Source organism: Mesobacillus jeotgali (genome assembly GCF_900166585.1).
Classification (GTDB): Bacteria; Bacillota; Bacilli; order Bacillales; family Cytobacillaceae; genus Mesobacillus; species Mesobacillus jeotgali_A.
Genome location: NZ_FVZC01000009.1, coordinates 1451011 through 1464909, shown reverse-complemented (window position 1 = coordinate 1464909; position 13899 = coordinate 1451011). Strand labels below are relative to the sequence as shown.

Annotated in this window: 14 protein-coding genes and 1 tRNA gene; 8 read left to right on the top strand and 7 right to left on the bottom strand. The window is 39.0% G+C overall.

Annotated elements, in window-relative coordinates:
- Positions 1 to 134: 134 nt before the first annotated feature.
- The 3 genes from B5X77_RS17365 to B5X77_RS17355 all read left to right on the top strand — a co-directional run bounded on the left by B5X77_RS17365 (position 135) and on the right by B5X77_RS17355 (position 2446).
- Positions 135 to 482 (top strand): hypothetical protein, encoded by a 348-nt coding sequence (locus tag B5X77_RS17365; RefSeq protein ID WP_079509195.1) that lies wholly within the window; start codon positions 135 to 137, stop codon positions 480 to 482.
- A 116-nt stretch (positions 483 to 598) separates the two neighbouring features.
- Entirely contained in the window at positions 599 to 1954 is a 1356-nt protein-coding gene (locus tag B5X77_RS17360; protein ID WP_079509194.1) for an amino acid permease, read from the top strand.
- Between the two features lie 39 nt (positions 1955 to 1993).
- A complete protein-coding gene (locus B5X77_RS17355; protein WP_079509193.1) occupies positions 1994 to 2446 on the top strand; it encodes a YndM family protein in 453 nt (150 codons plus the stop codon).
- Positions 2447 to 2612: 166 nt separating this feature from the next.
- Here B5X77_RS17355 and B5X77_RS17350 read toward each other — a convergent pair whose 3' ends face one another.
- The 3 genes from B5X77_RS17350 to B5X77_RS17340 all read right to left on the bottom strand — a co-directional run bounded on the left by B5X77_RS17350 (position 2613) and on the right by B5X77_RS17340 (position 4840).
- Positions 2613 to 3257: a phosphatase PAP2 family protein gene (locus B5X77_RS17350; protein ID WP_079509192.1), complete on the bottom strand. Its 645-nt coding sequence runs from the start codon at positions 3255 to 3257 to the stop codon at positions 2613 to 2615.
- Between the two features lie 474 nt (positions 3258 to 3731).
- Positions 3732 to 3805: transfer RNA gene (locus B5X77_RS17345), tRNA-Arg, on the bottom strand.
- A gap of 222 nt (positions 3806 to 4027) precedes the next feature.
- Positions 4028 to 4840, bottom strand: a complete 813-nt coding sequence (locus tag B5X77_RS17340; protein ID WP_257391842.1) for a YitT family protein — start codon at positions 4838 to 4840, stop codon at positions 4028 to 4030.
- A 212-nt stretch (positions 4841 to 5052) separates the two neighbouring features.
- On the opposite strand from B5X77_RS17340, the gene B5X77_RS17335 reads away from it, so the two are divergent.
- Positions 5053 to 5310 carry a DUF1292 domain-containing protein gene (locus tag B5X77_RS17335; RefSeq protein ID WP_079509191.1) on the top strand — a complete coding sequence of 86 codons (258 nt, stop codon included), beginning with the start codon at positions 5053 to 5055 and terminating at the stop codon, positions 5308 to 5310.
- Positions 5311 to 5387: 77 nt separating this feature from the next.
- On the opposite strand, the gene B5X77_RS17330 is transcribed toward B5X77_RS17335, so the two are convergent.
- Both B5X77_RS17330 and B5X77_RS17325 read right to left on the bottom strand, forming a co-directional pair.
- The gene (locus B5X77_RS17330) at positions 5388 to 6281 is read right to left on the bottom strand and encodes a YitT family protein (protein WP_079509190.1); all 894 of its coding nucleotides are present in this window, start codon (positions 6279 to 6281) and stop codon (positions 5388 to 5390) included.
- Between the two features lie 395 nt (positions 6282 to 6676).
- Positions 6677 to 7816 (bottom strand): IS110 family RNA-guided transposase, encoded by a 1140-nt coding sequence (locus B5X77_RS17325; RefSeq protein WP_079508792.1) that lies wholly within the window; start codon positions 7814 to 7816, stop codon positions 6677 to 6679.
- A gap of 263 nt (positions 7817 to 8079) precedes the next feature.
- On the opposite strand from B5X77_RS17325, the gene B5X77_RS17320 reads away from it, so the two are divergent.
- Complete coding sequence (locus B5X77_RS17320; protein WP_257391894.1) at positions 8080 to 9189, top strand: cation:proton antiporter; 1110 nt, start codon at positions 8080 to 8082, stop codon at positions 9187 to 9189.
- A 64-nt stretch (positions 9190 to 9253) separates the two neighbouring features.
- Here B5X77_RS17320 and B5X77_RS17315 read toward each other — a convergent pair whose 3' ends face one another.
- Complete coding sequence (locus B5X77_RS17315) at positions 9254 to 9460, bottom strand: YwbE family protein (protein ID WP_079509189.1); 207 nt, start codon at positions 9458 to 9460, stop codon at positions 9254 to 9256.
- Between the two features lie 108 nt (positions 9461 to 9568).
- Between B5X77_RS17315 and B5X77_RS17310 the strand changes: the two genes are divergently transcribed.
- From B5X77_RS17310 to B5X77_RS17300, 3 genes are all read left to right on the top strand, one after another.
- Entirely contained in the window at positions 9569 to 10285 is a 717-nt protein-coding gene (locus B5X77_RS17310; protein ID WP_079509188.1) for a hypothetical protein, read from the top strand.
- A 181-nt stretch (positions 10286 to 10466) separates the two neighbouring features.
- Positions 10467 to 11291, top strand: coding sequence for an STAS domain-containing protein (locus B5X77_RS17305; protein WP_257391841.1), 825 nt, complete (start codon positions 10467 to 10469; stop codon positions 11289 to 11291).
- 16 nt (positions 11292 to 11307) lie between these two features.
- Entirely contained in the window at positions 11308 to 12060 is a 753-nt protein-coding gene (locus tag B5X77_RS17300; RefSeq protein WP_079509187.1) for a Cof-type HAD-IIB family hydrolase, read from the top strand.
- A 52-nt stretch (positions 12061 to 12112) separates the two neighbouring features.
- Here B5X77_RS17300 and B5X77_RS17295 read toward each other — a convergent pair whose 3' ends face one another.
- Positions 12113 to 13792, bottom strand: a complete 1680-nt coding sequence (locus B5X77_RS17295; RefSeq protein WP_079509186.1) for a glycosyl hydrolase family 28-related protein — start codon at positions 13790 to 13792, stop codon at positions 12113 to 12115.
- Positions 13793 to 13899: the final 107 nt, after the last annotated feature.

Genomic DNA, 13899 nt, shown 5'->3' with positions numbered 1-13899 from the left:
ATCGATTCTAAATATTATCTTTTTTATTTTCATACCACTCATCTGTCTTATTGGTCAATATAAAAAAGGATATGTATAGATTGTATGACAATGGAAAAATCTAATCCTATCAATTGGTAACAGGGGGATATAATATGTCAGTCATTGTTATTCAAACTTTTGAACTGAAACAGGATAAGTTTCCGGATGGAATCAAAAATCTGCGCTTAATACAAAACTTCCGGAATGAACAGTATGACCACAGGGTTGAACTTTTGTCCCCGATATCAGGAGAGGATCATACTTATGCTTTAGTTTCCACATATGAAGGGTTGGCGGAAATGGAGCTGCAAAACAAAAAAATGTTTGAAGATGAAGAGTTTAAGGAACTGGTTGGTGAATTCTTTTTGGAAAACATTGTGCAAGGCAGTATGTACACGCAAATGTACCGCACTATGACTGGACTAAGCAAGGACTCAGAATCAGATAACAGCAAGAAATGAATTATTGAAAAGTCGATCCTCCGGGACTCGGCTTTTTCTTTTTTCCTAGCTCAATCCGTACATAAAATACAGCAAATTTTCGAATGATAATACCTATTGGGAAAGGGGGTAAAGAAATGGATTTTTTTATGCCGTCTGCAAAATCAGGAGGGGGTAAATCAAAAGAAGGTGATTTATCCTGGTGGCAGTTATCCCTTATTGGGGTGGGATGTACCATTGGAACAGGATTTTTCCTCGGTTCTGCCATTGGCATCAAAATCACAGGACCATCGATTGTAATATCATTTATTCTTGCCGCCATTGGAACTTATCTAGTTTACAATTTATTAGCTAAAATGACTGCCATGGATCCTCAGGATGGTTCATTTTGCTATTATGCCAATAAGGCCTATGGGAAATGGGCAGGTTTCAGCTGCGGCTGGAATTATTGGAGTTCTAATATCCTTATAATGGGAAGCCAGCTCACCGCACTTTCTATTTTGTCACAATTCTGGTTTCCTGATATTCCTTTATGGATTTTCGCAACTGGTTATGCCGTTCTCTCGATCGGTGTTGTCCTGACAGGAAATAAGGGGTTTGACAAAGTTGAAGATTTACTCGCTGTTATTAAAACTGCAGCCATAATAATGTTCATTCTGATTGCTGCAGCAGCCATTTTTGGGATGTTTAATTTTGAAACGCAAAAAATTCATGTACCGAACTCCTCTCAAAAACTCTTTCCTGAGGGATTAAAAGGTTTTTGGTCATCCTTAATTTACGCCTTCTATGCCTATGGAGGAATTGAGGTAATCGGTTTGATGGCAACAAGGTTGAAGAATAAAGAAGATGCCCCTAAAGCGGGGGTGATCATGCTGATTTTACTAGTAGTGGTATATGTGCTTTCATTAGGGCTCGCTGTTTTATTGGCTGCCCATGGAGCTTTTAGTGATAAAGAAAGTCCATTTGTTACTGCTCTGAAACCATATGGCTTGGATTTCTTTCCGCATGTATTTAATGCTGCAATCATAATGGCAGGCTTTTCAACCATGACGGCATCGTTGTTCGGTGTGACAACTTTACTGGTTACACTCGCAGAGGATGGTGACGCTCCTAAAGTCTTCTCCAAAAAAATCAAAAAATGGAAACAGTTGCCGCTGCCATCACTGGGACTTGCAGTAGCAGGTTTGATTGCTTCCATTATTACTGCTTTGCTGCTTCCGGGAAAAATTTATGAGTACATTACCACCGCTGCAGGAATCCTGATCTTATTTAACTGGGCATTCATCATCCTTTCAGGGCTTAAATTAGTTGAGTTAAAGGCATGGGGAAAAACGACCTCCATTTTCGGCATAATCCTTATCCTTGCTGCTGTTACCGGTACTTTGGCAGAAAAAAGCATAAGAATGGGTTTCTTTATCAGCATTATCGTCGTTTTCATGATTGGATTGATATCAATTGTTTTGCAGAAAAAAGTATGGAATAAAGCGAATTGAGTAAAATAATACAAACCTTAACACTTGGAGGAAATGGATATGAAACATCTTAGAGCAATTGCAATTAAATTCATCGCCAGCCTGGCAGTTTTGTATATCATCCTTGGTGGGATGTATGACATGTCATTTACTAACGTTTTTCTCATTTCCCTGGTTCTTGGTATCGCTTCTTACGTAATAGGTGACTTATTTCTTCTGCCAAAAACAAATAATACAATTGCAACTCTTGCAGATTTTGGACTTGCATTCATGATCATTTGGATTGTGGGTGAAAGCTTGACCTACGGAGAGAGCTTATTGCTGCCATCTCTTATCTCAGCAGCTGGAATTGCTGTATTTGAATACTTCTTCCATAAATATGTATCAAGCAATGTAATGGAAGAAGGTGGAGAACAGTACCAAAAGGCAAATTATCGATACCAAACTGAAGCTTCTGAAGAATTATATCCAGTCAAACCAGATGTAAGAAGTGATGAAAATACGGAAAAATAAAGGCAATACAAAGAGAGCTGCAAATTTGCAGCTCTTTTTGTATTGCATACGAAATTATAAAATTAACATAATTATATATTGTTTTCTTAATCCAGCTGCAGCGCCCTGCCCCTCGAGTCTCGGCGCTTGTCGGGGATCACCAAGGCACTTTCTTCCTCGCTAGAATTTAATCTTTCAGATAAACAGTTTCCGACTTTTTAAAGAGCTTAAATTCCAATACCTCAAAGACAATCCCATATATAAATGAAATCATGAAGACAGAGGCGAACATATCAAGGATATAATGCTGTTTTACGAACAATGTCGAGATTATAATCAATGATCCCAGTACAGGTACCAGGATTCTGTGGATGATGTGCTTATTTTGAATATGGATATTGCCAAGGATGATTGCAAATGTTGTCAAAACATGAATGCTTGGGAAAGCGTTGTAAGGTTGATCATGACTATAAATCATTTCAACCAGGTCAATGAAAATTCCCTGTCCGGCAAGCTCTGGTCTCGGCACGGTTGTTTGGAAGAAGAAATAGATAGCGAAACAAATTAATTCTCCTACGACAATCATTGACAATGTCTTTAAGTAAATGCCGACATCCTTATACCAAAAATAAATTAGGTAGCCGAAAATAAAAGCATACCAGATAATATATGGGATGATAAAAATCGGGAGGAAGGGTATTAGTCTGTCCAAATCAGTTGAAAGGATAACTGCTTCCCTGGGGTTATTATTTAAAATCTTGTAAATCAATCCTAATATCGGCATAACCAGTAAGAATAATAAGTAGGGCAATTCCTTCTTTCTATTTTTCATATAATTTCCCCTTTTGCTATATTGCTTTAGAGTATAAATACCACAAACAATAGTATTTTAATCCCCAATCTGTTGTAGCTATTATTGATGTCACTTATTTAGACGGATTCAAAGGGGCTTTAGTTCCTTATTACTAATAAAAACTGCCCTAATTATTGGCGCTCCTAAGATAGGATCCCAGATATGAAAATTTTGGTGTCTCTATTACGGTGGACACAAGAAAAGGGACCGTTTTTGTATTAGGCTCTTTTCTCAAACTTTGGAGCTATTCACAACAAAATAGGATGGAATTACCAAATATTCTTCACAAAATTATCGCTTACTAAGAGAAAAGAGCTTGCCAACTTAATACCGACCTGCAAAATGGCTTTTAACACGTTAAAATCGGCTTTAGGATTTTAACAACAATCTTTACGAAAACAGCCTTGTATTTTGACAATAAAAAAAGCCTTGATGAAAATCAAGGCTTTTTAGCGTCCCAGAAGAGATTCGAACTCCCGACCTACAGTTTAGGAAACTGTTGCTCTATCCTGCTGAGCTACTGGGACATAATAGAATAATGTTGAGATTTGAGAAAGTTACCAGATTGAGTAATACCGTCCTCGTCTCAGAAAGAAAATCAAGAAGCGGCTCGATGAGTATCTGAAGCAATTTTCGTATGATAGCGACTTAACTATTATAAGATGAAACTAAAAAAATTTCAAGATGAATTTTCCTGTAAATTTAAAAGAGACATCAAGAAGCAGGAAATCCTTGCTTCTTGATAGTTTTTAATGTTGTTTCCGATGAAAAAGACCCATGACTTCAAGGGTTTCGGTTATATTCACAAAGGCTTCAGGGTCGATTTCTTCTATTAGTGTTTTAACTTCTGTGAGCTCATATCGGGATATAACGGTTATGATGACATTGCTTTTTTCATTGGAGTATCCCCCAACAGAGTCTATTACCGTTACACCCCGATAGACATTTTGGAGCAAGTGCTGCTTTACTTCTTCTCCTTTCCTGGTAATGATCATCAAAGTAAGCTTTACGTGATGTGTATGTACTTTATCAATCACCTTGCCCAGAACGAAAATAGAAACAAGTGTATTTAATGCGGCATCCCAGCTAAACAAAAAGCCTGATAACAAAATCACGATAGAATTCATAGCAAACAAGAGAGTTCCCATAGGGAAATCCTTCCTTCTAGCAAGGAGCATGCCAATAATATCAAAGCCGCCAGATGATCCTGATGAACGAAAGATAATCCCTATTCCCAGTCCGACAATAGCCCCGCCAAAGATGGATGAAAGAATAGGATCTGCTGCAAGCTTAAATACCGGAATAAAATAAAGTGCAATTGAGATGGTAATGACTGAAAGGATAGTATAGATAATAAATTTTCTGCCTAATTTTAAATAACCTATTATCAATAAGGGGAAATTCAGAATAAAATTGTATATTCCCGCATTGATGGATGTAATCATTGATAAAATGATTGATAGTCCGCTGATTCCGCTGCTCATGATTCCATGTGGTATAAGGAAAAGATTGAATGCAAACGAAACGATAATTGATCCAATGATAATACCTGCTGCCTTCAAGAATGACGCCTCCAAATAACAGTGTGTGAGAATATTATATAGATGAAAATAAAGAATGGCATTTAAAAGTTTATTTTAAATTCATTAAGTATTTTGATTTAGTGTTTTCTGCAGCTTCGCTGTTTATTAGCATAAAAGATAATTAATAAATATTCATATCTGGTTTTAGGAAAGGGGAAAATAAAATGATCTTTAAGCGGAGGTGAGCAATTATGGAAAACGATTCAATCAGGGATCTGGTAACGGTAAGGGACGAACATGGAAATGAAAGACAGTTCCAGGTGGAAGCGTTATTTGAAATGAATGGGCAATCTTATGCGATGTTGAGGGATGGAGAGGACACACTAGTAATGAAGGTGGAAGACAAGGGTGGAGATCAATTTTTAGTAGGGCTAGAAAATGATACAGAAAAGTCACATTTGCTCGATGCCTATCAAATCGCTGTCGAAGCAGCACCAGCAGAAGAGTGATGGAAAGATTTTTTAACGGATAAACCTAAAGCCCAGATTTGTTCTGGGCTTTCAATGTTTTTATCTTTTCGGGATAACTAATGGATATTTCGTTTCTTGAACCTTCCGCCCCGTACTTCAGCAATGTTGCCAACAGCAAGGAAAGCAGTTTCATCCAATTCCTCGACAATAGATTTAAGTTTCGCTTCTTCCAGACGGGTAATAACACAGAATATCACTTTTTTGTCATCCCCCGTATATGCTCCTTCACCCTTTAAATAAGTTACACCACGGCCGAGACGGGCGAGGATTGCTTCACCAATTTCGTTATGCTGATCACTGATGATCCACGCTGCTTTTGATTCATCCAGTCCAGCAATGACAACATCGATGGTTTTAAAAGCGATGAAATAGGCGAGAATGGAATACATCGCACGATCCCAACCAAACACAAATCCTGCTGTTCCAAAAATAAAAATATTAAAAAACATGATGACTTCACCAACTGAAAAGGGCAATCTTCTATTCGCGAGGATTGCGAGTATCTCTGTTCCGTCTAATGAGCCTCCGTAACGGATGACTATCCCCACGCCAGCCCCAAGAACGATTCCTCCAAATACAGTCGCAAGGAGCAAATCCTCTGTAAAAACTGGCACTTCATGAAGAAAGGTAGTTGTAATTGACAAAACAGTGATACCCAATAAGGTGGACAGTGCGAATGTTTTACCTATTTGTTTATAACCGATGAAAAAGAAAGGGATGTTCAATACAAAAATAAAGAGGCCGAGGCGCCAGCCTGTTAAATGCGAGAGGATAATTGATATGCCGACGATGCCGCCGTCGAGAATTTTGTTTGGGACGAGAAATTCCTCAATTCCCACTCCCATTAGGACGGCTCCTAAAATGATGAAAAAAATTCTTTTAGCTAGTTTTGTTTTTGTTATGCCCTTATGCTGATGCTGTATAAGAGCTGATCCTTGGCTGCTGTTCATTTTTTCCCCCTTAGTAAAAATCAACAATAAGATTATATAGTTTATTTTAGCATAAAGAATTGAAGTGTACTTATTGAAAGAACCCCTACATATAATGTGTGTTTCTTAAAAGGTTCTTATTAGTCGGTGAGTAGTTCAAATTTCCAGTGTTGAAATGGATTGAATTGGGTAGAAAATAGAAAAGTGAACGCTTTATAAAAAAACAAAAGGTGTTGTTGGGGATTGAATTTGACTTTAGTCATCGGGCTATTTTCTGTGAAAATAAATAATTCTGGCTGCTTGGAATAATAGTGATCCTATTCGGCAATCCTTAAAGTAACCTAAAAAAGCCAATAAGAAAGCGGGGCTACCTGTCGGAGGGTAACCGTGTATACATCTATTTGGTTTTGGTTATACTAAATAACTTGTCTTTCTTTAAATGGCTCCTTGTTTATAAGCATGGAGTAGATGATTCGAAGCATTCGATGCGATGTCGCAACGAGTGCTTTTTTCTTTCCTCTCCTAGCGGCAGTAGACCAGTATTTCGTGGCTAACCACCTATTTCGACTTCTTGAAACGGCCCAGGCTGCTTCACACATGGCTGATTTAATGTGCGGATTTCCTTTTGTTGTCCGAGTACTCTTTCGTTTTCCTGCACTTTCATGATTGCCAGGAGATACACCTGCCCACGAAGCTAAGTGTTGAGAGGTTGGGAATTGGTTCATATCCACTCCAATCTCGGCAATAATGATGGCTGCAGTATCTTTCTTTATTCCAGGAATGGTCAGAAGTAAATGAAGTTCTTCTTTATATTCCTCTAGAAGATGGTCAATTCTTTTTTCCACCTCTACAATATGTCCCTCCAGCTGTTGAATATGAAGCCAAGACTGTTTGATTAGAAATCTTTGGTGGTCATTGATCGTGCCGAAGAGCGAGTCAGTAATTAATTGTTTTTTAGATGACATCTTTCCGTGTATCCGGCTTTCGACATCAACGGCATCTACATATCCCTGTTCCACCAGTCTCTCAAGCAGCTTTCTCCCTGAAACCCCAAAGACATCGGATATAACCGAACTCAGCTTTACATTTGAGCACTCCAGAACCTTCTGAATCCGGTTCTTCTCGGAAGTTAAATGACCTATCCACTTTTTTCGAAGACGTGTAAGGTCCCGTAGCTCCCGGATATCGGACGGAGGCACGAAACTCTTTTCGATGAGTCCGTGTCGCAATAATTTGGCAATCCACTCGGCATCGGAAACATCTGTTTTTCTTCCAGGGACGTTCTTGATCCTTTGGGCATTCGCAAGAGTAATATCAAAAAAGTCTTCAAGGATATTAAACACAGGCTTCCAATATACTCCCGTGCTTTCCATCGCAATATGGGTAACCCCATGGTCTTCCAGCCATTTTAAGAGACGGAAGAGATCTTTCGTCAAGGTTGGAAAGGTTTCAGTTACCCTAATCAAATCTTCGTCCTGTTTGCCCGTCAGAACACAGGCAACGATTGTCTCCGAATGAACGTCAAGACCAGCACAACGTTCAATAAATACATCCATAATACCAATCCTCCGCGTGTTAGATCACAAACAGCGAGTGGATTTGAAAATAGGCATTTTTCTGTACGTGGTCATCCTTCCCATAGGGAATGAGCCAACAAAGGGTTGATCACCAAATCCACTCAAACAGTTTTTGTTACAGGGTCTTAGCCACCATAAAGAGCCACGTCCTCTAAACCGTTTGTGTCCTCAACATTATAGACATATGAGATTTATTTTCATGCATGGGTTGGGAGTCAAAGGAATCATGATAGTTTTTGTTGGTGCTTTTTTTAATTGGAATGATCGGCATCAAGTTGATCAAGATTCCAGATATATTATTATATATTTTACTTGGACTGGTTTTATCCTTTGTTATTAAAGAATCTAAAGTGATTGAGGTAGCGGGGGAAATTGGTTTAGTGCTGTTGTTCTTTATTCTCGGCATGAAATTTCCGATAGACAGGTTAGTTTCAAATAGTGCCAGGGTATGGAAAGGCGGAGTGCTGGATGCAGCCCTTGGGATTTTAGTTACTGCAGTTATTAGCTTTTTGTTTGGCCTGGATTGGATTTCATCATTGATTGTTGGCGGGATAGTCTATGCTACGAGTTCTTCAATCACGGCAAAGTTGCTCGATGACAAGAACAGGACCGGAAATACAGAATCCGAATTCATGCTGCTTATCCTTGTTTTTGAAGATTTAATTGCTCCTATCCTTGTAACTGTATTGATTGGGCTTTCTGGGAAGGGGATGTCAGTCGGGGATTTTTTATTCATCCTCTTAAAAATTTTCCTTCTCGCTGGGGTCGCCGTGTTCTTTGCAAAAATTGTATTTAAGAAGGCAGAATCCATTCTCAAAGAGATTAACCAGGATGATATTTTTATCGTTTTGATTACCGGTATTGCACTCACATTCGGAGGCATTGCCATGATGCTGGGACTATCAGAAGTAATCGGTGCATTCCTTGCTGGAATGATGCTCTCTGAGTTGACGATAAAGGATAAGGTCGAAAAAGCGGTATTGCCAGTAAGGAATATTTTCCTCCCATTTTTCTTCCTGAATTTCGGTCTTCACATTAAATTGACAAACGATATACCATATTTAGGATTATTAATAGTACTCGTATTGTGGTCATTGATCCATAAGTTGATTGTTGGATATGTTGGAGGGCAGTGGTATGGCCTGTCAAGAAGCGATTCATTAAAAGCAGGATTGTCACTGACCCAGCGCGGCGAGTTTTCTGTAATCATAGCAGCACTTGCAACTGGTGAATTAAAGGTGTTTGCCAGCATTTACATTTTAGTGATTGCTTTTATTGGTACGATCCTTTTCCAGCTGGCGCCAAGATTGAATTCATTTATCGTTGAGAAAGTGAAAGAAAAAACTAGTTAAGCATTAAAGGGCTGTCCCTTTAATGCTTTTTTGTATTTCCGTTATAGGGGAATAAAGTAACCCGCTACTCCAGAATTTCTTTTACACGCCCGACCTGGCCGTCCTCCAGCCTAACTTTGATTCCGTGGGGATGTGTGCCTGAATTGGTAAGGATATCTTTAACGATCCCCTGAGTAAGTTTCCCTATTCTCTGGTCAGCTTTAAGGACAATATTTACGTTCAGACCAGGCTTGATATCATTTCTGTTTTTGCCATCTTTATTGTGTGACACTAATCTTCCTCCTCAATATAAATTCGATGAAACCTAGAAGCTTTAAATGAGTATTTAATTCTACCATTTTTTACATTATTATAAAGAAAAAAGCAAAGAGGGATTGCCTTGAAGTTTGGGAGAATCGCATTGATCATTTTATGCGTTTTACTTATCGTCATCATAATAAACTATTTTCAACAAATACAGGAGGAAAAATACGAAGGTCTTGAGATAATCCCTGAACATACGGAGGACATTCCTGTTTATATAGGACTTGAGGCCGAAAGCCCCGTTTATAAAATAAAGGGTGATCATTGGGCAGACATCATGCGGTTTTATAATCTGGAACTCCCTGACAATGGGTGGAGTTTAAACATGCAGCAATCGTCTCCTGATTCCTCCGAGGATGGAGCTGGCTTCATATCAAGCTGGGAAAAAGAGGGGAAAGATTGGATACTGACAATTAGAGGAGCATACTACAAAAATACGGACCAGACAGAAGTCACCTACGATAGAACAGAGCCATTAAAAGCTGCTCCCTGGATTGAGACGGAAGTATCAGAAATTTGTATAAATGAACAGCCGGACAGAAGCCAGGACTGTTTTATGATGACTGACAAGAATACAATTGATCGAATTACAGAAATGATCAATTCAGCAACAGAAGCTGATAATCAGCAGATTGACTATAAAGAAAAAAGCGCCATCCAATTTAATACAATGAAAATTACTGTCTATTATGACCTCGAAAAGGGGATATATTTCCTTTCTGAAAAAGGAACAAAATGGATGAAGCCGGAAAAAGAATTCTTTGAATTGACCCGCATTTCAAAGGAGTATTGAATGGTGTCATAAGGATGTGCCAGACGTTATGCTGAGCGGGTACTAAATAACTAGGTCTACTGAGTTATTTTCTGATATCAAAAGGAATTAGAAGATTAAAAAGAGATTATTTTATTCTTTAAGTGTATTCTATTGTTAGTAAGTATTAGCCTTTGATTATCATGAAAAGGAAGTGACCTTTGTGGATCCAACAGCTGTGGTAGCAAGTGAATTACAACAAAATGCCAAAACCATCGCAAAGGAAATGGTAGGTTCGATACTTGAAATAATTAGTGTCGAGATACCGAAACAGGAAGTTGACCAGGCAATTATTGTTTATACTGAATATCTCAGATTTCTTGGAGACTCTATTAGGAATGGTGATGAAACTCCGTCACAAGGATTGATTGAATGGAGCAAGGAAAATGGAGAGCGGGAAGCTGCTAGAGGCGGAATGATTTCTGACATCCTGCTCCGGTACCCTCCCACAAGATTAGTGTTCATTGATAAGATGGCGGAGATCAGTCTTAAAAATGGCGTGGATACAAAAGATTTAATCAGGATCAATAAAAAAGTAAACAATATGCTTGATATCAGCATAAATGAAACGGTGTTTGCTTTTGAAAGACAAGCGTCGAAACTGATGAAGGAAGTTCAGGATGAAGTCGATATTTTATCGGCACCAGTTGTTCCGGTTCAGGAAAACGTGGCGGTATTGCCATTAGTTGGAAAAATGGACCATGATCGAGCAAGGCTGATTATGGAACGTGCAATCCCTCTTGTTGCACAGCAGAAGGTTCAATCATTAATCATTGACTTTTCAGGAATCGTATCAATCGATGCTGCGATTGCCAGGCATATTTTCGATATTCATAATGTTTTGCGCCTGTTGGGAGTGGACTCATTTGCTACCGGCATGAGGCCTGAACTTGCACAGGCTGCTGTGGAAGGTGGAGTGGACTTTTCGAGAATCAATACCTTCGCTACAGTGAAACAGGCAATTGATACAATCAATGGCAAAAATTAATGCACATTTTAGGAGGATGGGTTTGAAAAGAAAAGAACTGGATATCAAACTAATTGCACTCGATATGGACGGAACGCTCCTGAATGGGCAACACGAGGTTTCAGAAAAAAACAGACGGGCAATTAAGGAAGCAGAAAAAAAAGGCTTGGCTGTGGTTCTCAGTACAGGCAGGAGTCTTAAAACAGCAAGGGATTATGTCTTATCCCTGGAGTTGTCTTCATATCTCGTGACTGTAAACGGCGGGGAAATCTGGGGGCCAAACGGTGAGCTGATTGATATTAATCCCGTGGAAACGAACCATATACAGTGGATGTATGATCTTTCCAGGAAACATAAGACTGGATATTGGGCTACTAGCAGTGAAGACGTTTGGCGAAATAAAATGCCTGAGGATTTGTCTTCACAAAAATGGCTGAAATTTGGTTTTTATATCGAAGAGGATGATATTAGAGAAAGTATATTGAAAGAGTTAAGAAATAAAGGTTTATTTGAAATAAGCAATTCCAGTCTGAAAAATATTGAAGTCAATGCCTTAGGGATTAATAAGGCAAAAGGCTTGCAAAAAGTGTGCAGCCTGCTGGGGATTTCAATGGAAAACGTGATGGCTGTTGGGGACAGCCTGAATGATATTGCCATGATTACTGAGGCAGGATTGGGAATCGCAATGGGAAATGCACAGGAGACTGTCAAGGAAGCGGCAGACGATATTACAGGTACGAACGATGAAAGTGGAGTGGCACAGGCCATTCAAAAATGGGTGCTATCTTGAAAAAGGAAGCAGATTTTTTCTGCTTCCTTTCCTGTATTTTTAAGACAAAAAGTCATACAAAGTTCTTGGTTATGGGGTGGCTTGATATATTTTGCTTAAAACCCTTTGATTGAATGTCCTTCACGATGGCTTTACTATCCGCGATCTTTACGACCGTCTTGCCATTTATTCCTTCGGCAAAAACCTTTTCCACTGCCGATTTTTCCACACCATTCCCAATTTCTATTGCTTTAGGAGCCGAATGTGTTGCCACCACATTTCGAATTTTAATATTATCAGCGTGGTTGTTCCCTCCGAAAACTTTGATGTCCACACCTGCGGTTGTAAAGCCTCTTAGTTCTACATTTTTGAATATGACATTACGGGCACGGTACTGGATTGCTATTGCGGGTTCGCCGTTATATTCATATGATGGGTCACCGATTGCCGTAAAATTGTTAACGGCTACGTTTTTATAGGCAGACACAACCATTGCTCTGGGTGAGGAGTTGGCATATAGTTCTGAATGGACAGGGTAAATAGAGATTATATTGGCTGCCATTATATTGATGGCTGTTTTCGATTCCGGATCATTCTCCTTGTGATGGCCTATATGCCGAAAATTATACGACCGATTGTCGTTAACCGAAAGATGCCCTATTATGACAACATTATTAGCTGCTGAAGAAGTGTGGTGAGCCTTGATTTCAACGCCGCCAAAACATCTTGCAGATGAGTTGTTCAATAACCATACATTCCGTGAACCATCATCTATTTCGATTCCGTTGGAGTTAGAAAAACCTTTTTTATGGGCTCGTCCACTTGGATCACTCATATGGCAGTTTGAAATGAATATATTATCGCTATGATGAGTGGTAATACCGTCATCCCCGAAACCATATCCAATGAGATTATCCAGCCAGATATATTGACTGCCTCCGCGAGCACGGTAACCATCTCCATAGTAATTATATAGAGGTGACGATATATCAAAGCAATGAAGCCCCGGGTTGATACCCTCTACATTTTTTACCCAGCCGTATTTTACATTAGCATACAACAGGCAGCTGGAATGATTACCCCAGGTGCTTGTTTTTTCCACATTTCCCAACCGGCCAACGTTCCAGTCCAGCGTCATTCCGCTAACATAAATATTACGGTTTCCCGTTCGGTGATTTTTATTGGTTATAATCCTTTTTCCTTTAGGGGCAGAATCATGGAGCTTGATGATCGTTTTGCCTTTTCCCGCGCCTAGCAGGCTGGTGAAGGAAGGAAGTTTTATCTCTCTCACGATAAATATCCCTTCCGGAACATGAACTTTTACACGTCCATGACGAAGAGCCATTCTGAAAGCTTCGGTACAATCTGTCTTTCCATCTCCTATAGCTCCGAAATCTTCAATATTGACTTCTCGATTCAGCTCTCTTATAAGATGTTTATACTCCTCATTCAATTTCCCCATCCATTCTGGATATACATTTCCATTTTTATCAACGATGGTATCATATTGAACTTGGTTATCGAAAGCAGATTTAGTTTGAAAAATTCTCCGTAAATTGGCTCCAAAATTATTAAAAAAAGAAGATATACCTTGGTTTGAATTATTTATAATCTCGCCGTAATCCTCGCTCGCTTCTCTGAATAACTCATTAGTTTCTCTGACCATTTCATCTATTTTTAGGTTTTTTTTCGATATTTGTGAAATAAGCTCAGCATTTTTCCTCGGGTCATGATTTCGATTTAATGTGATCATTATAGTTCCCACCTTTTTAAAAGCTGCTAGAATATTATTTCCCGCAAAAGGGAAGGATAACCTTTTTCATGCTAAAATATGATTGTTTTAAGAGAGTGTCAAACCTG

Coding starts and splice junctions, on each gene's coding strand:
- B5X77_RS17365 (WP_079509195.1), top strand. CDS start 135: ATGTCAGTCATTGTTATTCAAACTTTTGAACTGAAACAGGATAAGTTT.
- B5X77_RS17360 (WP_079509194.1), top strand. CDS start 599: ATGGATTTTTTTATGCCGTCTGCAAAATCAGGAGGGGGTAAATCAAAA.
- B5X77_RS17355 (WP_079509193.1), top strand. CDS start 1,994: ATGAAACATCTTAGAGCAATTGCAATTAAATTCATCGCCAGCCTGGCA.
- B5X77_RS17350 (WP_079509192.1), bottom strand. CDS start 3,257: ATGAAAAATAGAAAGAAGGAATTGCCCTACTTATTATTCTTACTGGTT.
- B5X77_RS17335 (WP_079509191.1), top strand. CDS start 5,053: ATGGAAAACGATTCAATCAGGGATCTGGTAACGGTAAGGGACGAACAT.
- B5X77_RS17330 (WP_079509190.1), bottom strand. CDS start 6,281: ATGAACAGCAGCCAAGGATCAGCTCTTATACAGCATCAGCATAAGGGC.
- B5X77_RS17325 (WP_079508792.1), bottom strand. CDS start 7,816: ATGGATGTATTTATTGAACGTTGTGCTGGTCTTGACGTTCATTCGGAG.
- B5X77_RS17300 (WP_079509187.1), top strand. CDS start 11,308: ATGGGTTTGAAAAGAAAAGAACTGGATATCAAACTAATTGCACTCGAT.
- B5X77_RS17295 (WP_079509186.1), bottom strand. CDS start 13,792: ATGATCACATTAAATCGAAATCATGACCCGAGGAAAAATGCTGAGCTT.